General features: G+C 39.0%; 15 protein-coding genes. 9 read left to right on the top strand and 6 right to left on the bottom strand.

Features of this window, described 5'->3' with window-relative positions:
- Positions 1 to 22 precede the first annotated feature (22 nt).
- Positions 23 to 2,614 carry a GAF domain-containing protein gene (locus tag RIV7116_RS33795; protein ID WP_015118338.1) on the top strand — a complete coding sequence of 864 codons (2,592 nt, stop codon included), beginning with the start codon at positions 23 to 25 and terminating at the stop codon, positions 2,612 to 2,614.
- 36 nt (positions 2,615 to 2,650) lie between these two features.
- Positions 2,651 to 3,667, top strand: a complete 1,017-nt coding sequence (locus RIV7116_RS10820) for a DUF3445 domain-containing protein (RefSeq protein WP_015118337.1) — start codon at positions 2,651 to 2,653, stop codon at positions 3,665 to 3,667.
- A gap of 163 nt (positions 3,668 to 3,830) precedes the next feature.
- Here the strand turns inward: RIV7116_RS10820 and RIV7116_RS10815 are convergent, their stop codons facing one another.
- From RIV7116_RS10815 to RIV7116_RS10795, 5 genes are all read right to left on the bottom strand, one after another.
- Positions 3,831 to 4,829: an endonuclease/exonuclease/phosphatase family protein gene (locus RIV7116_RS10815; protein WP_015118336.1), complete on the bottom strand. Its 999-nt coding sequence runs from the start codon at positions 4,827 to 4,829 to the stop codon at positions 3,831 to 3,833.
- Between the two features lie 113 nt (positions 4,830 to 4,942).
- Positions 4,943 to 5,866, bottom strand: a complete 924-nt coding sequence (locus tag RIV7116_RS10810; protein WP_015118335.1) for an alpha/beta fold hydrolase — start codon at positions 5,864 to 5,866, stop codon at positions 4,943 to 4,945.
- A 48-nt stretch (positions 5,867 to 5,914) separates the two neighbouring features.
- Positions 5,915 to 6,739, bottom strand: coding sequence for an SDR family oxidoreductase (locus RIV7116_RS10805; RefSeq protein WP_015118334.1), 825 nt, complete (start codon positions 6,737 to 6,739; stop codon positions 5,915 to 5,917).
- A gap of 103 nt (positions 6,740 to 6,842) precedes the next feature.
- Positions 6,843 to 7,328 carry a glutathione peroxidase gene (locus RIV7116_RS10800; protein WP_015118333.1) on the bottom strand — a complete coding sequence of 162 codons (486 nt, stop codon included), beginning with the start codon at positions 7,326 to 7,328 and terminating at the stop codon, positions 6,843 to 6,845.
- 527 nt (positions 7,329 to 7,855) lie between these two features.
- Positions 7,856 to 8,647, bottom strand: a complete 792-nt coding sequence (locus tag RIV7116_RS10795) for a pentapeptide repeat-containing protein (protein WP_015118332.1) — start codon at positions 8,645 to 8,647, stop codon at positions 7,856 to 7,858.
- Between the two features lie 436 nt (positions 8,648 to 9,083).
- Here RIV7116_RS10795 and psaC point away from each other — a divergent pair, with 436 nt between their 5' ends.
- From psaC to tnpA, 6 genes are all read left to right on the top strand, one after another.
- Positions 9,084 to 9,329, top strand: a complete 246-nt coding sequence (gene psaC, locus RIV7116_RS10790; protein ID WP_015118331.1) for a photosystem I iron-sulfur center protein PsaC — start codon at positions 9,084 to 9,086, stop codon at positions 9,327 to 9,329.
- A gap of 277 nt (positions 9,330 to 9,606) precedes the next feature.
- Positions 9,607 to 11,505: a glutamine--fructose-6-phosphate transaminase (isomerizing) gene (gene glmS, locus RIV7116_RS10785; RefSeq protein WP_015118330.1), complete on the top strand. Its 1,899-nt coding sequence runs from the start codon at positions 9,607 to 9,609 to the stop codon at positions 11,503 to 11,505.
- Positions 11,506 to 12,310: 805 nt separating this feature from the next.
- Positions 12,311 to 15,532, top strand: coding sequence for a DISARM system SNF2-like helicase DrmD (gene drmD, locus RIV7116_RS10775; protein ID WP_015118329.1), 3,222 nt, complete (start codon positions 12,311 to 12,313; stop codon positions 15,530 to 15,532).
- 269 nt (positions 15,533 to 15,801) lie between these two features.
- Positions 15,802 to 17,433 (top strand): type IIL restriction-modification enzyme MmeI, encoded by a 1,632-nt coding sequence (locus RIV7116_RS36915; protein ID WP_232435787.1) that lies wholly within the window; start codon positions 15,802 to 15,804, stop codon positions 17,431 to 17,433.
- A gap of 20 nt (positions 17,434 to 17,453) precedes the next feature.
- A complete protein-coding gene (locus tag RIV7116_RS36910; protein ID WP_232435786.1) occupies positions 17,454 to 18,848 on the top strand; it encodes a type IIL restriction-modification enzyme MmeI in 1,395 nt (464 codons plus the stop codon).
- Positions 18,849 to 19,189: 341 nt separating this feature from the next.
- A complete protein-coding gene (gene tnpA, locus RIV7116_RS10765) occupies positions 19,190 to 19,594 on the top strand; it encodes an IS200/IS605 family transposase (RefSeq protein ID WP_015118328.1) in 405 nt (134 codons plus the stop codon).
- 254 nt (positions 19,595 to 19,848) lie between these two features.
- On the opposite strand, the gene RIV7116_RS10760 is transcribed toward tnpA, so the two are convergent.
- Entirely contained in the window at positions 19,849 to 20,109 is a 261-nt protein-coding gene (locus RIV7116_RS10760; protein WP_015118327.1) for a HigA family addiction module antitoxin, read from the bottom strand.
- Positions 20,110 to 20,360: 251 nt separating this feature from the next.
- Between RIV7116_RS10760 and drmA the strand changes: the two genes are divergently transcribed.
- Complete coding sequence (drmA, locus tag RIV7116_RS10755) at positions 20,361 to 23,888, top strand: DISARM system helicase DrmA (protein ID WP_015118326.1); 3,528 nt, start codon at positions 20,361 to 20,363, stop codon at positions 23,886 to 23,888.
- Positions 23,889 to 23,948 lie beyond the last annotated feature (60 nt).

Here is a 23,948-nt window from a genome sequence, read left to right as displayed (position 1 = left end):
ATATTTGTATATTACTAAATAAATGACACATAACTTCTTTAATACGCCTGAAAACAATCAAGAATTTTCAGAATCTGAGTCAACACATATTCTTAAAGCTACTGTTGATGAATCTGGGCAAGCATTTATCGATGAAGAGCAACCGAATGTTGATGATGAATGGGCGCGGTATTTTACGGAAACAGTCAGATATATTCGCCAATCTCTAATTAAAGAAGATATTCTCAAAACTGCAACAGAAGAAGTTCGTCGGGTATTAGATTGCGATCGCGTCGTAGTTTATAGTTTGAATAAGCAATCACAGGGATTGATAAGTGCCGAATCGGTTTCTCCTCGCTTCACAAAAGGTTTGGGAAGGATAATAAAAGATCCTTGTTTTGAAGCAAGGTACATGGAAAAATATCAAGATGGAAGAGTTAAGGCAATTGCCAATATTTACGAAGCCAATCTTGCAGCTTGTTACATCGAGCAACTAGAAAAACTCGAAGTTAAAGCGAATTTAGTTGCACCAATTATTAATGAAGGCAAGCTAATAGGTTTATTGGTTGCTCATCAATGTTCCCAACCACGTTATTGGCTTTCCCATGAAATTACCTGGTTTTCTCAGATTGCGATGCAAGTGGGTTTTGCTCTCGATAGCGCCAATATTTTAATCGAGGTTGCAAATTTAAAAAAGCAAGCAGACGGCGAAGCTCAATGGACGCAATATTTTACTGACACCGTAAAACTAATTCGCCAATCTCTTAATCGTGAAGATATTCTCGAAGTTGCCACCGAAGAAGTGCGGCGGATATTAGAGTGCGATCGCGTAGTAATCTATGGATTAAATCAAGATTCTTATGGAGTCATAATTGCCGAATCGGTAGCTCCTCGCTTCACTAAAGGCTTGGGAATGATATTGCAAGATCCATGTTTTGAAGAAAAGTATTTTGACAAGTATCAAAATGGCAGGGTTAGAGTAATTCCCAATATTTATCAAGCCAATCTGACTCCTTGCCATATTACTCAACTTGAAAGATTAGAAATCAAAGCGAATTTAGTCGCACCAATTATCAACGAAGGTAAGCTGCTGGGTTTGTTGGTTGCCAATCAATGTTCTCAATTCCGCGATTGGCATTCTTACGAAGTCAGATGGTTTTCTCAAATTGCCATGCAAGTAGGTTTCGCTTTAGAAAATGCTAACGTTTTAGCAGAAGCTGACTCACTTAAAGACAAAGTAGATACCGAAGCTCAATGGACGCAATATTTTACCGACACCGTAAAACTAATTCGCCAATCTCTTAATCGTGAAGATATTCTTGAAGTTGCCACCGAAGAAGTAAGGCGCATATTAGAGTGCGATCGCGTAGTAATATATGGATTAAATCAGGATTCTTATGGAGTCATAATTGCCGAATCGGTAGCTCCTCGCTTCACTAAAGGTTTGGGAATGATATTGCAAGATCCATGTTTTGAAGAAAAGTATTTTGACAAGTATCAAAATGGTAGGGTTAGAGTAATTCCCAACATTTATCAAGCCAATCTAACTCCTTGTCATATTACTCAACTTGAAAAATTAGAAATCAAAGCGAATTTAGTCGCACCAATTATCAACGAAGGTAAGCTGCTGGGTTTGTTGGTTGCCAATCAATGTTCTCAATTCCGCGATTGGCATTCTTACGAAGTCAGATGGTTTTCCCAGATTGCTATGCAAGTAGGTTTTGCTTTAGAAAATGCCAAACTGATAGAAAGCAATGCTAAAGCAAATGAATTAAATAAAAGTCTTTTTCTTCCCCAGCAAGAAGATTTGAGGAAGGTAATTATCGAACTATCTCAGGATAGCAAAATGATATTTAAGGTTTTTTGGAATAAGGCTTTAAATATCTCTAATTATGTTGCTGCTTGCGGTAAAGAAATTCACGAAATTCTCGATGCTGCTCAACTCATAAAAATAACCGGCGAGGAAGTGGAAAAACAAATACAAAGGAACTATGATTTACTAGAATCAGAAAGAGAAAATATTAAATTGACATTAGAGAATATTCCTTTACTTCAGGAAGCTGCTAAAGATGGTGAGATGAGAGTGAAGCAACTTGATGAGCATTGCCAAAATCTCTGTAATTATATTTCACAGCTTGATGTTCGTATAGCCAAACAAGTAAGCAATTCAGAAAATAACTCGGAAAAAGCCCAGATAACAAAAGAAGAATTCTCGGGAGCTACAGCAGAAACTCAACCTCTGTTGACTTCTGATATTGCAAAAATCAACGAAATAGTTGAAATAATAGAAGTTAGAAATCAAGAGATTTCAACTTGGGTACAATCATTACAAAACAACAAGCAAAAACTCGACACAATTGTGACTGCAAACATTCAAACCAGTAGATTAATAAGTACAATCACTAAAACTGCTAATAGTCAGAAAGAAGCTTCCGCGCAGTTAGAAAAATACATAGAGTCTCTCAACCAAATTAATCAGCAGATATTAGATAAATCGCAATTCTTCACCAACCTGTTCGCCCAGTTGACAGCATTTGCTCAGAATAGTACGCAAAAAGTTATGTTTTGGGAACGTTTAAAAAGCTTTATGATTTCTTTTCATAAATTAATTGCATCTGTAATCCAAAAAAATTAGATATTTTTACTTGTAATTACCTTTTTGATTAAACCCATGTCATCCGATTTATTGCTAGAAGTTAAAACTGTAGAAGAATCTAAAGATAGTGCTGCTTATTTTCCTCTACAAAACGGACGCTATGAAATTAAACCGGGAATGATGCCTTTTGATACCGATTTCGGCAATCAGTCTGACAGCAAGCTGTTTCAATTAGACAGTAATTTTGAGAGCTATCGTCAGGTGAAACTTGCAGCGCGTAAATCATCTTTGAGCAAACATTATCAAACTTATAACTATAGTAATTCTGTTGCTAAAGCAGTAGCGCAACTGATAATTAATCGTCTGACTACAGAATATCCGCAATATTTCAATCTGGCTAATCATGGTAATCAATTAACATTAAACTGTCAGCTAACTAAAGAAATACTATATTTCAATCAAAAATTTCAACTATTAAAATATAAGTCATCCGATAAAAGTATTTTTCCCGATTACATTTCTACTTTAGACGCTTTAGCAGCACAAATACAATCAGATATCCTAGTGATTAGTCGTAATCAAAATAGCGATGATTGGATGAGTGCAATTCATTTGTGTTATCCCAATCATTTTTCGGCAGCAGAAAAAATAGGTAAGGATTTTGTTAGCGTACACTTACCGGTAGCAGGTATCGAAAAAATAAATCAGCGAGCCAAAGCGATTGTGAATACCATGATAGTCAGAAAACCAATGATGCGCTTTGCTTGGGGTTTGAGTACCGATACTCGTTTAAATCACCATCCTCAACCACCCTCTGGGATAGAATCAAAACAATGGTATGGTAGAAATTTTGATATCAGCAATCCCAGATTATTTTTAAGAATAGAGCGTCAAGTAATGTGGGGATTACCAGAATATGATGCGGCTATCTTTACAATTAGAACTTATTTTAGAGATTGTCGGGAAATTAAAAAAGATTTTGTTTTGAAAAATAAATTAATTTCTGCAATTGAATCCATGACACCTGAATCTTTGATTTATAAAGACTTGCTAGAAAGTAAACAAGATATTTTAGCTTGGCTAAATCAGTGAGCAGTTATTAGTGAACAGTGAACAGTTATCAGTGAACAGTGAACAGTTTTCAGTTGTTCACCCGCAGGGTGTGGATCATCAGTTTTCAATTCACAATTACCAATTACCAATTACCAATGCCCAATCCCCAATCCCCAATGCCCAATTCCCAATGCCCAATTACCTAATTCAGTTTCAATTCTATAAACAAAGGTAAATGATCTGAATTGATATCTTGCCCAATAAAACGCCTAACTGTAGTTAATGATTTACTATGCAAGCAGTTATCTATGGGTATCCTTAATACGGTTGGTAAAAGAGAATGCCAAGTCGTTTGTATGCCAAAGCCGCGTTGAGAATTTATCAAACCACTTGTATTTAATAGTCTGCGAAATACTCCATACCAAGGAGTACTATTAAAATCACCGATGACGATTAAATCTTGCTCGCTAGTTTGTAAAAGCCTTTGACTCCAATCAGCAAGAGCATCAAGTTCTATTTCTTGATACGCTACTGTTTTTGCATTGCGAGGGCTAATAACGTGGAAACAAAGCAAAACAATTTCTCTTCCTTGAAAAGAAATATTTGCTTTTAATAAAGGACGATTGTTGGAACTTGGTATACGAATAAATCCGAAGTTGTTGATTTTGATTGGCTTTGTTGTTTCTTTGGGTACAAACCAAGCAATTCCGTGACTATTGTATTTGGGAAATGCTGTAACTAACTGGTAATTAGTCAACCCTCGTTTAAGCTGTATTAAGGATTGGGGGGTAACTTCTAATAAAAATAAAATATCTGTATTCTGCTTGTTTAAATACTCTATTGCTTTGGTTGCATCGGGTTTTTTGTTATTAAGCGTTACATGAGTAAGCAGAATTCTTTCTGAATTAGACTCTAAGGATTTATTTAACGATATTGAATTTTGCTGTGGAGGAATAAATAAGGGAAGAATAAAGAATAAGTTTATCAATAAAGCAATCAAGCATGTAATATTCCAGAGTTTTATTCGCTTTTTTGAAGTTAACACACTTACAAATAATGCAATAATTAAAATCAGCGAATATTGAACTCGTAGATGTTCCATTAAAGCAAACACCCAATATTGCCTTCCAGCAAAAGATAATGTTGTCGCGATTACCGCACATCCTGCTAGAACATTTGTCCAAAATTTAATTAACCACAAAGTTTTTTAGGTAATTGGTAATTGGTAATTGGTAATTGGTGATTGGGCATTGGGCATTGGGCATTGGGTATTAAAAACTCGTAACTCCTAATTCAACTGCTCGCTGCTGACTGTTAACTGCTCGCTGTTAACTGATTCACAAAGGGAGTTATGGCTTCGACGAATTCAGTTGTTGATTCATAGGGTAAGACGTTTCTTCCGGAAATTTTGATTGAGCTTCCTTGAGGTAAATGTAAATTATAATCAGCCAAACGTTTTTCGGTTGTATCTTTTTTGCCCGTTTTGCTGATGCTTGATGCTATTTCACCAAAAACAGCTAATGTAGGCTGCGGTATAGATTCTATGGCATTTTGATAATTTTTTCGCCAAAATCCGGCTAAAAACGAAAAAACTGCATAGCGACTTGCTGGATTTTTCGCTCCTTCCTGCAAAGTATCTAACCATTCATCGTCTACATCTGCTTCTGAAGCGAATAATTGCTTGATGGAAAAATCCTGTAAAAACTTCTTACGTCTGGCATAACGATAAAAAAGATTTCCCGAAAGTGAATCAAACAACAGATTCCACAATAATTTTTGCTGCCATTCCGGTGCTGGTTGAGTTATTACACTCCAAGCAGGAGGACCTGATAAAATAATTCGGGCAATCAAATCTGGTTGCTTTTTGACAAGCTCTATGGCTATGGGAAATAAGGCACCCTGCACTACTAAAACTACAGGTTGTTTGACTATAGTTTGAAGAAAATATTGCAATTGCTCTGCCCAATCAATAGGAGCATAAGCAACATGGGGCATATCGCTTTCACCACATCCTAATAAATCAGGATTGTAAATTAAATTGCGATTATTTTGCTTATACCATTCAGCACAAAATCTTTGCCAAAAATTCCGCGACAAACCAACACCGATGGGATGGATTAATAATAAAGGAATTCCTGCTGCTGTGGAATTAGTTGGATTCTGGACATCATAAGCACAGCGAAAATTATTCCAGGTATAGAATTGACTGGAAGATGCTGTTTTATCTTGAGTAATCATTGGTAAAATAAAAAACCAAAAAAACTAAAAAAACTAAAAATCAAAAAATCAAAAAATCATCTGAGGATGAATCAACTCGTATCCGGCTTGTTTTATCTTTTGATTCGAGACTTTAAAATTATAGCCACGGGTTTTTGTTTGAGAAGCATCCCAATTAACTTGGGGTTTATTATATTTTTCACATAAATTATCGATTAATTCTTTACTGGTAACACGAGCATCATCAACTACATTATAAATACCATCGAGCTGCTGTTGACGTGCAAATTCTATTGCACCGACAATATCATCTAAGTGAATCCAATTTGTTATAGTTTCACCATTCCCAGGGCGAGTTTCACCAAAGGCTCTACTAAATATTTTTACCAATTCTCTAGCTTCGCCATAAATTCCAGCCAATCGCAAAATACAAACTCTTAGGTTTTCGCGACTAGCACAAAGGAGAATTTGCTCGGCTTTATCCAAAATTTTAGTATTGGCATTACTTGGTGCAGTTGGTGTTTCTTCATCAACTGTTGCAGCATTTATATCACCGTAAACCGAAAAACTTGCCGTGTATATCAACTGTTTTACAGTTGGATTGTCTTGCAATACTGAAACTATATTTTCAGCAGTTTTTAAATAACTTTCTTCATAAGAATCGCGGCTTTTTGCACCTACACTTAAAAGAACCACATCTTGGTTTTTTAGGACAGATTTTAAAGCTTTGATATCAGAACTTTCAACAACTTCTACCTTTTGGGCAACTTCTTGTAAAGCCGATACCTTAGCTGGAGTAGTTGTAGTTGCAGTTATAACTAAATCAGAATTTTGTTTCCAGTATTTAGCGACAGCATAACCGACATATCCGCAACCAACAATTGCAATATTCATAAAAACCTCAGCACCCTTAATTATCTGTTAACTAACTGTTAACTGAAATAATAAATTGTCTCCTTACACTTTCCGTCTTAGAGATTCTTACCTTTACAGATACTTATTGCGCTAATTCTCTTTCGATGGCGGCAATCAATTCAGGTGAATTTGGCTTGACACTACTTTTAAATCGAGCTACAACTTCACCCTGCTTATTAACTAAAAACTTTTCAAAGTTCCAGGCAATAGGTCCCTTTGGTTCAACTGAAGTTGTTAATCTGGCATAAAGGGGATGCTGTTCTTCACCTTTGGCATGGAGTTTATCAAATAATTCAAAAGTTGTACCGTAATTCCTGGTACAGAAATCTATGATCTCATCATTAGTACCGGGTTCTTGTGCCCCAAAATCGTTACAGGGGAAAGCTAAAATTCTTAACCCAGCTTCTTTGTAATTTTGATTCAGCTTTTCTAATCCAGCGTATTGTGAAGTATAACCACATTGAGAAGCTACATTGACAATTAGAACTACCTTATTCAAGTACTCACGTAATTTCTTATCCTTCCCATCCATAGTTTTGACTATAACGTCAGATATTGCGTTACTCATTCTTCTTTTTGTTTAATAAGGACTATTGCCAAGTTTCTCATATCCCACGCACTTCATAACAAAATAGAAACATTAGTGACATTGTTTACAATCATTGACGAACACTTAATTACGTGTTTATATTTATAGGTTTGTAGCTTTAACATAACTTTCTCATCATATTTGTTTGATTACTTTAACAAATTTTTTGACAAAATATCTCTATATCTCATCAATATAAAGCGATTAAGATATTAATTTTTTATACCAAATCCGATAAATTTGGTATTAATTTAATTGATTTGCAAGTCAAAGGCTAAAATCCTAAAAGAATTAATTCAAATGCTAGCAATTTGATTTATCAATGCAGTGTCAGTATATTTCTCAACAAAAAATTTAAAAATTTAAAAAATTTAAACATTTAGAAAATTTAGAAAATTTAAAAATTATATAAATAAACCGATTGATTGATAGATTAAAGGGACTGCAATATTAACACCGATCAAATTTTTATTGCCAGCCAGATATACGACTTAATCCTCTAGGGGCTATTGATGGATCGAACCATCGGGCATAATTGCTCCAGATAAATTAGCTCCAATGAGTTTGACGAGTAGGCGATCGCCCGAACGAATTCTAGCTCCTCTCAAATCAGCACCGCGTAAATCGGCACCACTCAAATCGGCACCAATCAAGTCGGCTCCTTGCAAATTAGCTTCCTTCATATCGGCTAAAAGTAAATTTGCTCTGAACAAATTAGCATCCGAAAGATCGGCACCTCGTAAAACAACTTTATGCATAAAAGCATCGCTGAGATTAGCGCCATTTAATTTGGCATAACTAAGATTTCTTCCGGATAAATCCCTTCCCTTGAGATTAGCGCGACGAAAATCTTGTCCGCTCAAATCGGATTGTTGGGGAGGTTGATAAGTTTTATTCGGTGTGGGTGTTGATTTAGGAGTCCATTTTTGTTGATAAGGTGCATAAGAATTCTCTCTACTACCACTAGGAGCAGCAGTTTTTTTCGGTTGATAAGGATAAGGCGAAGAAGGCCATTCTGTCCTAGATTCACTGCTAGGCGAAGCAGTTTTTCTCGGTTGATAAGGCGCGTTGCTACCAGACTTAGATTTATATTTAGCCTTAACAGAGCGCAATTTGTCCCGAGCTTCATTAATTTCTTGTAACTTTCTGCGTGCTTTTTCTTGCAACCGATGTTTTTCTTGAGGAATCCGATCCGGGTGCCAAATAAAAGCCAAATCCCTATAAGCCTGGTTAACTTCCTCAAGCGAGGCTCCAGGCTCCAATTCCAAAACTCTATAGTACCGCTCCAGTTCTCTCATAAGGCGAATTGAATGGCAAATCTACTGCCATTATGAGTTATTCAGTCGTGTATTTGCTTAATTGTTTGTCAAATTTTGTTATTATGCTGCAATCTTGGTTACAACTAAAGATTTCCCAATACATATTTATACAATAGTTCGGAATTCCCCGGATGGGACATTGGGGCACGGGGCATGGGGCATGGGGCATGGAGATAGATTATAGAAGAAAAAATTCCCATTACTTTATCACTCCATTACTCGCTACTTGCTAGTCTATGAGCTATACCCAATTACCTATTACCAATTACCAATTAGCAATTATCAATTCCCAATTAAGTTACGTTCTTTAAAGTTATGTAGCCTTTTGAATACAACCACTAAGGCGCTGAGGTAAACTAGCCCTTGATTATTATTCTTTCGATAGAGTTGAACACTCGGAAAGGAGTTTTTTTAAATGTCTCATACCGTTAAAATTTACGATACCTGCATTGGCTGTACTCAGTGCGTTCGGGCTTGTCCTACTGACGTATTAGAAATGGTGCCCTGGGATGGTTGTAAGGCTCAACAACTAGCTGCTTCCCCCCGTACCGAAGACTGTGTCGGCTGCAAGCGCTGCGAAACAGCTTGTCCTACTGACTTTTTGAGCATTCGAGTTTATCTTGGTGCTGAAACCACGCGCAGTATGGGATTAGCTTACTAATTAAAATGGGGAATTGGGCATTTAGCCGAAGGGAATAGTTAGAAGTTAGGAGTTAAGAGTTGATAATCACGAATTAGGAATTATTAATTGTCTACCCTATCTTCCCCCTCCCCCTCTTCCCCCTCTAACAATGCCCAATGCCTAACCATCAATTCCTATTACCTCCAACGGTATCAAATAAATTTTTAATTTACTCCGTTTTCCTTGGCTTAACCGCGAAGTATGTGTTAACTACTATAACCAGTTGAGTCATACTGAAAACGGAGTGGTGTGAATTATGTGCGGAATCGTTGGTTATATCGGTACGCAGGTGGCGACGGAGGTTTTGCTCTCGGGTTTGGAAAAGTTGGAATATCGGGGCTATGATTCTGCTGGAATCGCCACGATATCTGAAGGTGAAGTAACTAGTGTTCGAGCAAAAGGGAAGTTACATAATTTACGTTCTAAGTTAGAGCAATTAGAAAATCCGGCGCGTGTTGGTATTGGACATACCAGATGGGCAACTCATGGTAAGCCGGAAGAATACAACGCTCACCCCCATATGGATAATGCTATGCGGGTGGCGGTAGTGATGAATGGTATTGTTGAAAATTACCGCGAGCTACGAGAAGATTTAAAGGCTCAAGGGCATGAATTTCGTTCGGATACCGACACTGAGGTTATCCCCCATTTAATCGCTCAATTTCTTAAGGAAGAAGTTGCTCTCGGGGAAACTTATCCGGATTTGATGTTTTATGAAGCAGTACGAAAAGCAGTCAATCAGCTAACTGGTGCATTTGCCGTTGCTGTTATTTGTGCTGATTTCTCCGATGAAATTATCTTGGTACGTCAACAAGCACCTTTAGTTATTGGTTTCGGACAAGGGGAATTTTTCTGCGCTTCGGATACTCCAGCGATTATTTCTCATACCCGTGCGGTGCTAAATCTCGATAATGGAGAAATGGCACGTTTAACGCCTTTGGGTGTAGAGGTTTATAACTTCGCCGGGGAAAGGTTGAAAAAGCAGCCCAGGTTGCTGAATATGAACCCTGTAATGGTGGAAAAGCAGGGATTCAAGCACTTTATGCTCAAGGAAATCTACGAACAACCTGGAGTGGTAAGAGCTTGTTTGGATGCTTATTTCAGCCATCAAGATACTCTTGACTATACAAATTCTCCCGTCAACTTGGGTTTACCAGAAGAACTTTATACAGATTTAGAACAAATACAGATAGTTGCCTGCGGTACGAGTTGGCACGCGGCATTAGTCGGAAAATATTTATTAGAACAATTTGCCGGAATTCCTACTCACGTGCATTATGCTTCCGAATTCCGCTATTCTCCAACACCTTTAACTCCAAATACATTAATAATCGGCGTAACTCAATCCGGTGAAACTGCGGATACTTTGGCAGCTTTAGCGATGGAAAAACAACGTCGGGAAGCAAAAGAAGCGAAATTTCAACCCAGACTTTTGGGTATAACTAATCGTCCCGAAAGCAGCTTGGGATTGATGGTTCCCCATATTATTAATACCCTTGCCGGAATTGAAATTGGTGTAGCGGCTACAAAAACCTTTGTGGCTCAATTGATGGCATTTTATGCATTATCTTTAGACTTAGCTTATCGCTGTAAAACCGTTTCTAGCGAAAGAATCGTCGAGATGATTGCCGGATTGCGGATGATTCCTCAAGAAATTGAAGAAACACTTCAAAAACAAGAACAATTAACCGAACAGCTAGCACACGAATTTACCGAAACCAGAGACTTTATATTTTTAGGAAGAGGAATTAATTTCCCTATAGCCTTAGAAGGCGCTTTAAAATTAAAAGAAATCAGCTATATTCACGCCGAAGGATATCCCGCCGGTGAAATGAAACATGGCCCCATCGCCCTTTTAGATGAGAAAGTTCCAGTTGTAGCGATCGCCATGCCGGGTGGCGTACACGAAAAAGTGATTTCCAACGCTCAGGAAGCCAAAGCAAGAGATTCCAGATTAATTGGAATTGCACCTGCCGACGATGAAGAAGTAGCAGAAGTCTTCAACGATTTAATTCCAGTTACAACCGTTGATGAATTGCTTTCGCCGATTTTGACAGTAATACCTTTACAGCTATTGGCTTATCACATCGCTGCTCGTCGCGGTTTGGATGTTGACCAGCCGAGAAACTTGGCTAAATCTGTTACTGTTGAGTAAGTGTAATTACGTAATTTATTTTTTTATCAAATAATAATGAATTCGTACAATACACAATAAAATTGTACAACACATAACAAAGTTATACAAATTCTCCTGTGGGTAAATTTTATTTTACCTGTGGGAGATTTTGTATATGGCTAGAAGTAATCAAGAGTGGACTAAAGCCAAGTTTGAGCGTTAAGGAAGGTTGGGGTAAAGGTAGTGGGAAAAAATACCAACCCTGGATTAAGATTCAAGATTTCCCGTCGAAGGGTAGGGTGTCCAGACCATCAGGTTGGAAAACAAGCTGAGAGCATCATCTCCTAACTTACACATTAAATTAAATTTCAAATCCTTATTGGGCAAGGGTTTAAAAATGTGTAAGTTAGGAGTTAAGAAGAACTTTTAGTTATTCCAAATACAGCAATTATTTTATTTTGATAAAGGTAGCTGTTTTATCCTGACTTCTAGTTATATTTTTGTAGAATCTCAAAACAGTGTTATTACTAATCGTGATGTCACTGAAGGCACATGAAGTCTTTAATTGCTATTTTAAACTGAAGCAGTATAAATTTTATGAAAGGTTTAATTATCAATATTTTTATGCCGATCTAAATTGTATGTCTTTATACTGAGAGATAAATTTATTTTAATTAACTAAGTATATTTTGCGACTTGTATTAGGTTGTTTTTTTTGTTTTTTAAACAATATTTTTACCTTTTGAGCGATTGATAATTCATCCAATCGCAACTGCAAGCAATAGCTGAGCAGATGTTTTCGCTTGCAAAGGAGGTGCCTGTACATTAAGGGGAGGAATGGGTGATGTTGGTTGATGCAGGTAAAATTGTTCGGGTTCGCTCTAGGCAGTATCTTGTAGAAGATGTAGTAACTAAACCATCTTTGAATGAAGACACTTTAGTTCGTCTTTCTTGTTTAGAAGATGATGCATTGGGAGAACAGTTAGAAATTCTTTGGGAAAGAGAAGTTGATGCCAAAGTTATAGGTAAAACTTCTTGGGAGTCTATAGTAAATCGCGGTTTTGATAATCCTCGTTTATTTTCGGCTTATCTCCATACTCTACGCTGGAATTGCGTCACCTCAACTGACCCGAAACTTTTTCAGGCTCCTTATCGAGCGGGTATTGAAGTCAAAGCTTACCAACTTGAACCACTCCGCAAGGCTTTATTAATGCCTAGAGTTGGTTTGTTTATTGCTGATGATGTTGGTTTGGGAAAAACTATTGAAGCAGGGCTGATTCTGCGCGAGATGCTGATGCGGCAAAAAGTTCGTCGCGTTGTGATTTCTTGTCCACCTTCTGTTGTACGACAATGGCAGGAGGAAATGGAAAGCCGGTTTGGCTTAACTTTTGTGATTTTTGACCGCGAGTTTGTGGCTATTCGTCGTCAAGAACGGGGTTATGGGATTAATCCTTGGACGACTCACACCCGTTTTATTATTTCTCATGCTTTGTTGCGGGATGAAACCTATGCTGCTCCTTTACGGGATTGGTTGGGAGATATGAGTAGCGCATCGATGTTGATTCTTGATGAAGCCCATAATGCAGCCCCAGCGAGTGGTGCAAAGTATGCTGTGGATTCTCAATTAACTCGCACTGTCCGCGATATTGCACCAAGATTTGAGCATAAGTTATTCCTGTCTGCGACTCCTCATAACGGACATTCTAATAGCTTTGCTGCTTTGTTGGAAATCCTTGACCCGCAACGGTTTTGTCGTGGTGTACCCGTGCGCGATCGCAAACTTTTAGATACGGTAATGGTGCGTCGGTTAAAGCAAGATTTACGGGAGATTGGCGAGGAGTTTCCCGAACGACGGGTGATTCCTATTGTTATCGATAATCTTGAGGAAGATGCACCAGAGTTGAAGTTGTCGCGGTTATTACAAGAGTATCGTCATCTGCGGGAAGAGCGGTTAAGGGATGCATCGAAGTCAACGCAAAATACAGCGATGCTGGTAATAATTTCCTTACAAAAGCGTTTGTTGTCTTCTATAGAAGCTTTTGCGCGTACTTTGAAGGTTCATCGTGCAGCGATTGAAAAGCAAGCTGCGAAACTTTCTACCAATACTGTGGAAAATTTACCGTTACTGTTAGAACCTCCTGGTGCTGACGATGAGCGGGCAGAATTAACCGAAGAAGAGGTACAAGCGGAGGAAGATAATCAGGTAAAGGTTGCTACAGTTGCTGCTGCAAGCTGTGGTTTGAGCAATCGGGAGTTAGACATCTTGGAGGAGATGACCGATATTGCTAACCAAGCTAGATACCTAGCAGATGCAAGAGTTGAACGGTTGATGAACTGGATTAAAGAAAATCTTTGTCCGGATTTAGGTAAACCAAATGCAGCTTGGTTAGATAAACGAGTCATTATATTTACTGAATATACAGATACAAAACGCTACTTACAGCAAAAACTCCAAGAAGCTATTGCAGGTTCCGAGAAAGAAAGGGAACGCATTGATGTGTTTCATGGTGGAATTGGAGAGGAGCGTCGGGAAGCTATCAAAAAAGCTTTCAATGCTGACCCATCTCGTCATCCTCTACGAATTTTAATTGCTACGGATGCAGCACGGGAAGGAGTAAACCTGCAAAATAATTGTGCTGACCTCTATCATTTTGATGTACCTTGGAATCCATCAAGAATGGAGCAGCGTAACGGACGTATTGACAGAAAGTTACAGCGAGCGCAAGTTGTACATTGCTACTATTTTGTGTTTGCACAACGGACGGAAGATAAAGTATTAAAAGCGCTGGTGAGGAAGACAGCAACAATTCAAAAAGAATTGGGAAGCCTGTCTCCTGTGGTACAAAAGAATTTATCGCGGCTATTGAATGGTGGTATTAGCCACAATAGTGCAAGTAATATTACCAATTCTATTGAAGAAGCCGAATTACCTAATTTGGAGGTAATTAATCAGGAGTTAGAAGAAAATCGACTGCGGAAGGAAGAATTAACTAAAGAATTATCTCGCTTGCAAAAGATGCTGAAAGATTCGCGGGATTGGTTGGGATTGAGTGATGAACACTTCCGCAATGCTATTTCTGCTTCTTTAGAAATTCTCGATGCTACTCCTCTTACTCCAGTCGATAGTAATGAAGCTTGTCAAGATTCAGCTACTGCACGTTGGACGTTGCCACCCCTTGACCAAAGTACCGATTCCACATGGGCGAATACTTTTGATACCTTAAGACCTCAGCGTCAAAAAGGACAAAAGCCTTGGGAATGGAGACGAGAATCACCGATTCGTCCGGTAGTATTTCGCGACCCCGGTTGTTTGGATGGGGACGTAGTTCACTTGCATTTAGAGCATCGGGTTGTACAGCGTTTATTAAGTAGATTTCTAGCGCAAGGGTTTTTACACGATGAATTGACTCGTGCTTGTGTTTGTCTAACCGATGACCCAATTCCGAAAGTTATTGCTTTGGGACGTTTATCTATTTACGGACAGGGTGCGTCACGGTTACATGATGAGGTAATTGCAATTGCAGCAAATTTATCAGAACCAGCAGCAAAGAAACGCAAGAAACTACAACCGCTAAATGAAGGAGAGAGAGATAATGTACTTGCGACCTTAGAGGATTCCTTAGCTTCTCCTCGATTACAAAAAGCACCGGAAACGGTGAAAACACTGCTCAAACAGAATGCAACCCAAGATATTGCCGATTTGATTCCCCATTTAGAACGTCGTGCTGAGGTTTTAGCAACAAGGGCTGAGAAGAAATTGAGCGAACGGGGTAAGAAAGAAGCTGTTGAAATGAAAAAAATTCTCGAACAGCAGCAGCAGAGGATTAATCAACGCAAGCAGGAAATCGACGAGGAACAAAAACAACCAAAGCAATTATCCTTGCTCCCTACTGAGGCTGAGGAAAAACGGCAATTAGAAGCAGACCGTCGTCACTGGGAAAAGCGATTGAAAGCACTTGCAGAAGAAATTAATTCCGAACCTGCCCGAATTGAAGCTTCTTACCAGGTGAAAGCGGTGCGAGTTGAGCCTGTGGGTTTGGTTTATTTGTGGTCTGTTTCTGGTTGACAACCATTAGACCCCGTAAAAAACCAAGGCTTAAAAAGCCACACCACAGCCAGGGATTCAAAATCCCTGTCTAATAGCTAAAGTCCTCTGGAAGAGGACTGGGGTATTTTATCCCACAACCTGCGGACACAATCATCTTCAGATGATTTTAGCTATCAGGCAGAGGTTTTCAACCTCTGACTCTGTGACTGGGATATTTATTCCCAAAACTCTGACTAATTCAAAGACTAATTAATAAACCAATTAATAAAAAGTTTTCAAAGGTAAATATGGCAAGGGATAGAGAAATTCAAGCGCATAAGGAATGGTTGGGTTTTCTTCAACCTGTTGGATTGGTAGTCTCACCAACAGCGTTAAATAATGCTCAAATGTCGGTGAATCGCAATGTGGTTGATTTACAGCAACGCTTAATTGAAGTAGTCAACCGGGATTTTTCCAGTTACAGTACTGAAAATATTTCTATAATTTCTGACTTTGCCGAGTTTACCGTTGAAGTTTTAGATTGGCAGGCTGAAGATTTAGTTGATTGTCCAGAGGATTTGACGGTATCGCTACCGGAATACGGTGAAATTTTACAGCCAACCTATGCTGTAACTGACCCGGATAACGATGATGGTTGGCTGATGCTGGTACAGGTGATTTCTCCGGGTACTGACTTTGATAGAGTCAGCGAAGATACAAAATCGACAGGATGGCACGCTAGTCCCCAAGCTAAGTTTGAGCGATTATTGCGGGAAAAGGAAATTCCTGTAGGTATATTGTGCAACGGTACAGAATTACGTTTGGTATATGCTCCACAAGGGGAATCTTCCGGACATCTGACGTTTCCCGTACAGGCTATGTGTGAAGTTTCGGGACGGTTGATTTTAGGTGCAATGCATATGTTGCTCGAAGAACAACGAGTGTTCAATGCACCAGCAGACCGTAGTTTGGTCGCAGTGCTGCAAAATAGCCGCAAATATCAAAATGAAGTTTCTACTAAGTTGTCAGAACAAGTACTTGATGCTTTGTGGGAATTACTGCGTGGTTTTCAAACTGCCAATGCAGCAGTTAACGGAATTTTACTTGATGACATTGCCAAAAATGACCCCCAACATATCTACGGGGGATTAATTACGGTATTACTGCGGTTAGTATTTCTGCTGTATGCTGAAGATGAAGGATTAATGCCCCAAGGTTCAATTTATACGCGCAATTATTCCGTAACTGGACTCTATGAAAGATTGCGCGAGGATGCAGGAAACTATCCCGACACAATGGATCAGCGTTATGGTGCTTGGGCTTGGTTGCTCAGTCTGTTTCGCTTGGTGTACGATGGCGGTTGTCATGCAGATTTATACTTACCAGCCCGTCACGGACAACTTTTTGACCCCGATGAATACGCATTTTTAGAAGGTCGCTCTCGCAATACTACCTATAAAGAATGGGAATTGATTGAACCACCCCGCCTTTCGGATGATATTATTCATAAAGCCTTGCAAAGCTTACTCGTTCTTGATGGAGAGCGTTTATCCTACCGCTCTTTGGACGTTGAACAAATCGGCTCAGTGTATTCGGCGATAATGGGCTTTGAGGTAAAATTAGCTACTTCACAATCTATAGGTGTATGGAGTAAACCTAAAAGCGCTAAATCTTCTGTAACTGTGGTTGTCAGCGTTGATGAGATTTTAGCAAATAAAGCCAATGACCGAGCCAAGTATTTAAAAAAAGTTGCGGGCTGTGAAATTTCAGGGAAATCACTTAAAGAATTAAAACAAGCTAAAACCACAGAGGATTTAATTGCAGCTTTAGGAAGAAAAATATCCCCACAAACCCCGACTGTATTACCTGCTGGTTCATTGTTTTTGCAACCGGGAGAGGAAAGACGACGCACTTTTTCCGCAGGGCTTTTACACTTTTAAGAAAGAATGCTTCCTTTGGTTTGATTGCTACAAATACCATTGCTCAAGGTGATACTCGCAGCACTGGATTGAGATATATTTGTGAAAATGGCGGAACTATTTACAATGCTCAAAAACGAGTTAAATGGGTTGGGTTAGCGGCTGTTATTGTTAGTGTTATTAATGTTTTTAAAGGTGATTATCAAGGGGTAAAATCATTAGATGGACGCAAAGTAGATTTAATTTCCGCGTTTTTATTTAAATCAGGTGGAAATAACAATCCTGCTGTTTTATTAGCAAATGCCGATAAAAGTTTTCAGGGTAGTATTGTGTTGGGTATGGGTTTTACCTTTGATGATTCTAAGCCTGACGGTACACCTATTGCAGAAATGCAGCGACTAATTGAACAAAATTCTAAAAATCAAGAGCGGATTTTTCCTTATATTGGTGGGGAAGAGGTTAATTCAAGTCCGACTCATAAACATCATAGGTACGTAATTAATTTTGGTGAAATGAGTGAGGATGAGGCTAGGGAATATCCTGATTTAATCAAGATTGTAGAAGAGAATGTTAAGCCTGAGAGGTTAAAATTAGGCGATAATGCTGATGCTCGAAGACGTAAAAAAAATTGGTGGCTTTGGGGTAGATATACATCAGGTTTATTTAAAGCGATCGCACCTCTCGAACGTGTGTTAGTTACTAATTGCGGGGCTAGTACTTATATATCATTTTCGTTTCAATCATCAAGAATGGTATTTGCTAATACTCTTGCCATTTTCCCACTATCAACCTACTCTGCATTCTGCATTATGCAATCGCGCATTCATGAAATTTGGGCAAGATTTTTTAGTTCATCTATGAAAGATGACCTTCGCTATACTCCCTCCAACTGCTTTGAAACCTTCCCCTTCCCCGAAAACTGGGAAACCAACCCCACCCTAGAAGCAGCAGGCAAAGAATACTACGAATACCGCGCAGCTTTAATGGTTCGCAACAACCAAGGACTCACTGACACCTACAACCGCTTCCACGACCCCGACGAATACGACCCGGAAATCATCAAACTCCGGGAACTCCACACCGCAATGGATAAAGCTGTCCTCGATGCTTACGGTTGGTTAGATATTCCCACCGACTGCGATTTTCTCCTAGATTACGAAGAAGAAGAAGACGACAACCTCACCCCCAACCCCTCTCCTTATCAAAGAGAGGGGGGACGACAAAAGAAAAAACCCTGGCGCTATCGTTGGGGTGAAGAAACTCATGATGAGGTATTAGCGCGGTTGTTGGATTTGAATCAACAGCGTCATCAAGAGGAAATTTTAGGTGGGAAGGTTGCTGGTAAGGGTAAAGGTAAAGGTAAGAAAAAGAAATCTAATAAAACAAAATCGAAAAAGGTTGTTGAAAATTTGCCAGATATACCGGGGATTAAATAAGCCAGGGATTAAATAAGCCAGGGATTCCATAAGCCAGGGATTGAAAATCCCCGTCTGATAGCTAAAGTCCTCTGTAAGAGGACTGGGAAAATTATATTATTTTATTTTTTGTTTTGATGTGCAATTTTTTTAATCATCTTTAGATGATTTTAGCTATGAGACAGAGGTTTTCAACCTCTGGTGAATAAATGGGTTTATTTTTTGTTTTGATGTGCAATTTTCCCAACCATCTTTAGATGATTTTAGCTATGAGACAGAGGTTTTCAATCTCTGGATATTAATTTATTTAACGAAAATGGGCAACCTATTAAATATAGTTCAACAGCAAATGATAAAAATTTATGTCTTTGTGGCGAATCTATTACCATATTATTTGGACAACAAAACAACGCCAACCTTTAATTAGTGCTGACAAAGAACCAGAACTTTATAATTATATAATCGGTAAATCTGATTTTCTAAATTGCATAATTCACGCTATAGGTGGCATGGAAGACCACATTCATGTAATTGTATCTATTCCACCAACAATAGCGATTTCTGAATATGTCAAAAAAGTAAAAGGAAGTAGTTCTTATCATATTAATCATAATACTCCTACGACCTCAGATAAATTTTCTTGGCAAGAAGGATATGGTGTTTTTTCGTTAGGAAGCAAACAACTTGAAAAAGCAGTTATTTATGTCAAAAATCAAAAAATACATCATTCACAAGGAACAACTAATTCGTATTTGGAAAATGTTTAAATTGATTTAGCTAGATTTAGCCAAAATTAGCCAAATTTAGCCAGCAAGCCAGTCATTCAGCCAGGGATTGAAAATCCCTGTCTGATAGCTAAAGTCCTCTATAAGAGGACTGGGGAAGTGGGTTGATTTTTTATTTTGATGTGCATTTTTTCAATCATCTTTAGATGATTTTAGCTATTAGACAGAGGTTTTCAACCTCTGGATATGGTTAAATTCGGAATATTTGAAATATCTGGAATATTTGAAATATCTTATCATTCTTTCCCGCTTAAATGAAGCTGATATTTTGTTTCCAAGTTTGTCCAAAACTCAGCAGAAGTACCCAACACTTGAGATAATTCGATTGCGATTTCTGGTGTAACTTCCTTCGCTTCCTGAATAATTTCGTTAATGTTTTTAACCCCACAACCCATAATTTCAGCTAAATATTTTTGTGTCCAACCACGAGCTTGTAATTCTCGATGTAAAACTTTTCCTGGTGAAATAGCTCTTGCTGATGTTAAATTCTGGGTCATATTCCTATAGCCAATTTTATAATTAAATTTCTTCTAAATACCTATTATGCTCTCTAGTTTTAATGATGTTTCTTTTATAAAAAGTTTCGCTAAAAATCAATCATTCATAAAACAATTGTACTATACAAGACAAATTACCACAAGTTTTCGATATCTATGAGCTAACATTGATTGGTTATACCTTTGATATCTGAATATTTACTTACAATATTTATTTTTATCTGTAATAAAAAAGTTAAAAATATTATCCTATGACAGCAGCAATTCCTAACCAAGTGCAATCTAACCAATCCTCTACCGTCCGAGCGCATCTCATCGAAGCTTTACAACTCGACCTCATAGGACCCACTCCCGACGATATTAATTACGCAGAGGAAATTCTCGACCAAGCGCCATCAAAAGGTTATTTGACGGGTTTTCTCGTTCCTTATGGTGCTTCTATCGAACAGCGTACTGATGATAATGGGGATGATGAGTTAGACCAAGTTAGCGGTGGTGCTGCGGGTGAAGATGAAAATGTCCCCGAAAAAACCTTTGCAAAAAAAGCTTTTTTCCCTTCATCAATCGGTTTAAGTTTACTTGTTAATCAAAATACTAGTCATCTTAATGTCACCGTCGCTTGGGGTGACTATTATCCTTATAAAGAAAATATTGATACTGATACAGAAAATAAAACTATTCCGCAAGAGGAACAGTTAGAAGCTACAGACGAAAAACAAACACAAACAATTCCCGGATGTTGGAAGCGGATTCCTCGTCAACAAGAAATTACTATTCCGATAGGGGAACATAATCCCAAGCAACTAGAATTACCTCTTAATAAAGGTGGGGTATCGCCAAATTTAAATATTCCCATACCGGATAGCAACGGTTTAGAGTTAGTCGTTTCGGTTCGTCCGGTTGCTTCTAAAGAACTTGTTCCGGCTGGTAGTCTCTCGGTTTCGGTATTTCTGGTAAATAAGCGCGTTCCTACAAACGATAAAGAACGCGATACAACCTATACTTTTCAAACTAGTTTAGCTATTCGCACCATAGAACCTTTTGTTCCCCGTCCCAATTTACGCGGAAGGGATAATGATGATTGGGATGAAAGTGTTGCGGATTTGCAATACCGGGATAATTATGAATATGCTGTTGGTCATAATGTTTCGGCTGTAGCTGTTACTAATGTCGATGGAAATTGCAATTATGTTCGTACCGCTTGGATACCGACTGCGGATGTAGAAAAGGTAATTGCGACGGAAGATGAATTCAAAGATGTGGAATTGGGGATGGAGGAACTAGCTAAAGCCCAAACACCGGAAGCTTTACAAAATATGCTGAGTCCAATGGTGAATGCTTATGGTGATTGGATTGAACAACAGCGCTTAACATCTCCACAAGAACCCAAACGCTTCAATATTGCATCTGACTTGTTAAATCGTGCGGAAATTGCCAAAAATCGGATTAATGCGGGAATACAAGCATTAACAGACCCCGATATATTTACAGCATTCCAAATTGGAAATCGGGCGATCGCCACTTATATCCGTCAGCGTAAAACCCACGGTCAAAATATTACACCGGAAAGTATCGCACCTCCAAAATGGCGACCTTTTCAGTTAGCTTTTATCTTGATGAACTTATTGGGAGTAGCTAACCCCGAACATAACGAAAGGGAATTAGTTGATTTGCTATTCTTCCCTACAGGTGGTGGTAAAACCGAAGCTTATTTAGGACTTGCTGCATTTACCTTAGTACTGCGAAGACTGCATAACCCAGACCCAAAAACAAAAATAAAATCTGCTGGTTTAAGCGTTCTCATGCGCTATACATTGCGACTTCTCACCCTCGACCAACTCGGACGTGCAGCAGCGATGATTTGCGCTTTAGAATTAGAACGGGAAAAAAATCCCGAACTATTGGGAACATGGTCTTTTGAAATCGGACTTTGGGTAGGACAAGCAGCGACTCCCAACCGCATGGGTAAAAAAGGAGATAACGACGACTATAGCGCTAGAAAACGTACCCTTGATTTTCAGAAAAATAATCGCAACCCCTCACCCATACCTTTAGAAAATTGTCCTTGGTGCGGAACCAAATTTGACCGTAACTCATTCCAATTACATCCCAACCCCGACCAACCAAGCAACTTACACGTATATTGCAGCAACCGTCGCTGTGATTTCTCCGGTAGAAAAGGTAAGAATTTACCAATTGTCACCGTAGACGAACCAATTTATCGTCGTTTACCCTGCTTTATAATTGCCACAGTTGATAAATTCGCTAGTCTACCTTGGGTAGGAGAAACAGGTGCATTATTCGGAAAAGTAGACCGCTACGACCAAAATGGTTTTTATGGACCGACTCAACCCGGACGTGGTAAAGCTTTAGGAAGTCATTTACCTCCACCAGATTTAATTATTCAAGACGAATTACATTTAATATCGGGTCCTTTAGGAACAATGGTAGGACTGTATGAAACTGCAATTGATGCTTTATGCAGTCGCGAAATCAACGGTAAACCAACCCGACCTAAAATAGTGGCTTCTACAGCTACAGTTCGTCGCGCTAGTAAACAAATTCAAGCCTTATTTGGTCGTAGCGAAGTCGATATTTTCCCTCCACCGGGACCCGATAGACGCGACTCGTTTTTTGCTAAAACCGTCCCCGCAAGTGAGAAAAACGCTCGTACCTATGTCGGAATTGCAGCCCAAGGACGCAGCGCCAAAGTAGTATTATTACGTACTTATTTAGCATTGTTAGGGGCGGCTCAAAAACACTGGTTAGCTGCCGGAGGAAAGAAAAACCCTGATAATCCAGCCGACCCCTACATGACATTATTAGGTTACTTTAATTCTCTGCGGGAACTGGGAGGAAGCCGTCGCATCGTCGAAGATGAAGTTAAAACACGCTTGAATCGCTACAGTCAACGCAAGCGAATTGGTGAAGCCTCCGGATTATTTGCCGACCGTAAAATTGATGACGAACCCGAAGAACTGACATCCCGCGTCAGCACCAGCGAAGTAGCTAATACCAAACAAAGACTAGAATCCACCTTCGATAAAAACGATAAAGTAGATGTTGTCTTAGCAACAAACATGATATCCGTAGGTTTGGATATTACCCGCTTGGGTTTAATGGTAGTTCTCGGTCAACCCAAAACAGCAGCAGAATATATTCAAGCTACCAGCCGTGTAGGAAGAGATGAAAAACGACCGGGATTAGTAGTGACATTACTTAACATTCATCGACCCAGGGACCGTTCCCACTACGAACGCTTCTGTGCTTGGCATTCATCATTTTACCGCGCTGTAGAAGCAACTAGCGTGACTCCCTTTTCTCCCCGCGCTATTGACCGAGGAATTGCAGCTATTACCGTTGCTTTGGCTCGTCTGGGACATACAAAAATGACAGCACCAACAAATGCAATTGAAATTCTTCAAAATCGCCAAGAATTGGAATTTGTTGTGGATAAAATAGCCCAACGAGCAGAAATGCACGACAAGGAACTCAGCGCTAGCGATAGTGAAGCATTGCGTCAAAAAGTTAGAAACACCGTTAAAGATTTACTCGACCTGTGGGAACGAATAGCCAATGACAAAATAAACCTACAATACCAGCGCGAAGTCGGGGAAGCACCTCCATTAATATTTGAACCCCTAGACCCCGAATTACTAAACCAGCCCTTAGAAGCACGCAAATTTAAAGCCCAACGCAGTTTGCGCGATGTCGAACCAACAGTCAATCTGTGGGTAATTAACCCCAATGGAGATGAGGTAGAGGAGGTAAAAAAATAAGTAATCGAACCAGATATTCAGCCAGGAATATTTAGCCCATGATAATTAACCAACGATATT

This window comes from Rivularia sp. PCC 7116, from assembly GCF_000316665.1.
In the GTDB taxonomy this organism is placed as follows: Bacteria; Cyanobacteriota; Cyanobacteriia; order Cyanobacteriales; family Nostocaceae; genus Rivularia.
This window is presented reverse-complemented; position numbering and strand designations above follow the sequence as displayed.

Excerpts from the sequence above, each read along its gene's own strand:
- drmD (WP_015118329.1), top strand. The coding sequence starts at position 12,311 with ATGTTGGTTGATGCAGGTAAAATTGTTCGGGTTCGCTCTAGGCAGTAT.
- glmS (WP_015118330.1), top strand. The coding sequence starts at position 9,607 with ATGTGCGGAATCGTTGGTTATATCGGTACGCAGGTGGCGACGGAGGTT.
- RIV7116_RS10805 (WP_015118334.1), bottom strand. The coding sequence starts at position 6,739 with ATGAATATTGCAATTGTTGGTTGCGGATATGTCGGTTATGCTGTCGCT.
- RIV7116_RS10800 (WP_015118333.1), bottom strand. The coding sequence starts at position 7,328 with ATGAGTAACGCAATATCTGACGTTATAGTCAAAACTATGGATGGGAAG.
- RIV7116_RS10820 (WP_015118337.1), top strand. The coding sequence starts at position 2,651 with ATGTCATCCGATTTATTGCTAGAAGTTAAAACTGTAGAAGAATCTAAA.
- RIV7116_RS33795 (WP_015118338.1), top strand. The coding sequence starts at position 23 with ATGACACATAACTTCTTTAATACGCCTGAAAACAATCAAGAATTTTCA.
- psaC (WP_015118331.1), top strand. The coding sequence starts at position 9,084 with ATGTCTCATACCGTTAAAATTTACGATACCTGCATTGGCTGTACTCAG.
- drmA (WP_015118326.1), top strand. The coding sequence starts at position 20,361 with ATGACAGCAGCAATTCCTAACCAAGTGCAATCTAACCAATCCTCTACC.
- tnpA (WP_015118328.1), top strand. The coding sequence starts at position 19,190 with ATGTCTTTGTGGCGAATCTATTACCATATTATTTGGACAACAAAACAA.
- RIV7116_RS10810 (WP_015118335.1), bottom strand. The coding sequence starts at position 5,866 with ATGATTACTCAAGATAAAACAGCATCTTCCAGTCAATTCTATACCTGG.
- RIV7116_RS36915 (WP_232435787.1), top strand. The coding sequence starts at position 15,802 with ATGGCAAGGGATAGAGAAATTCAAGCGCATAAGGAATGGTTGGGTTTT.
- RIV7116_RS10795 (WP_015118332.1), bottom strand. The coding sequence starts at position 8,647 with ATGAGAGAACTGGAGCGGTACTATAGAGTTTTGGAATTGGAGCCTGGA.
- RIV7116_RS10760 (WP_015118327.1), bottom strand. The coding sequence starts at position 20,109 with ATGACCCAGAATTTAACATCAGCAAGAGCTATTTCACCAGGAAAAGTT.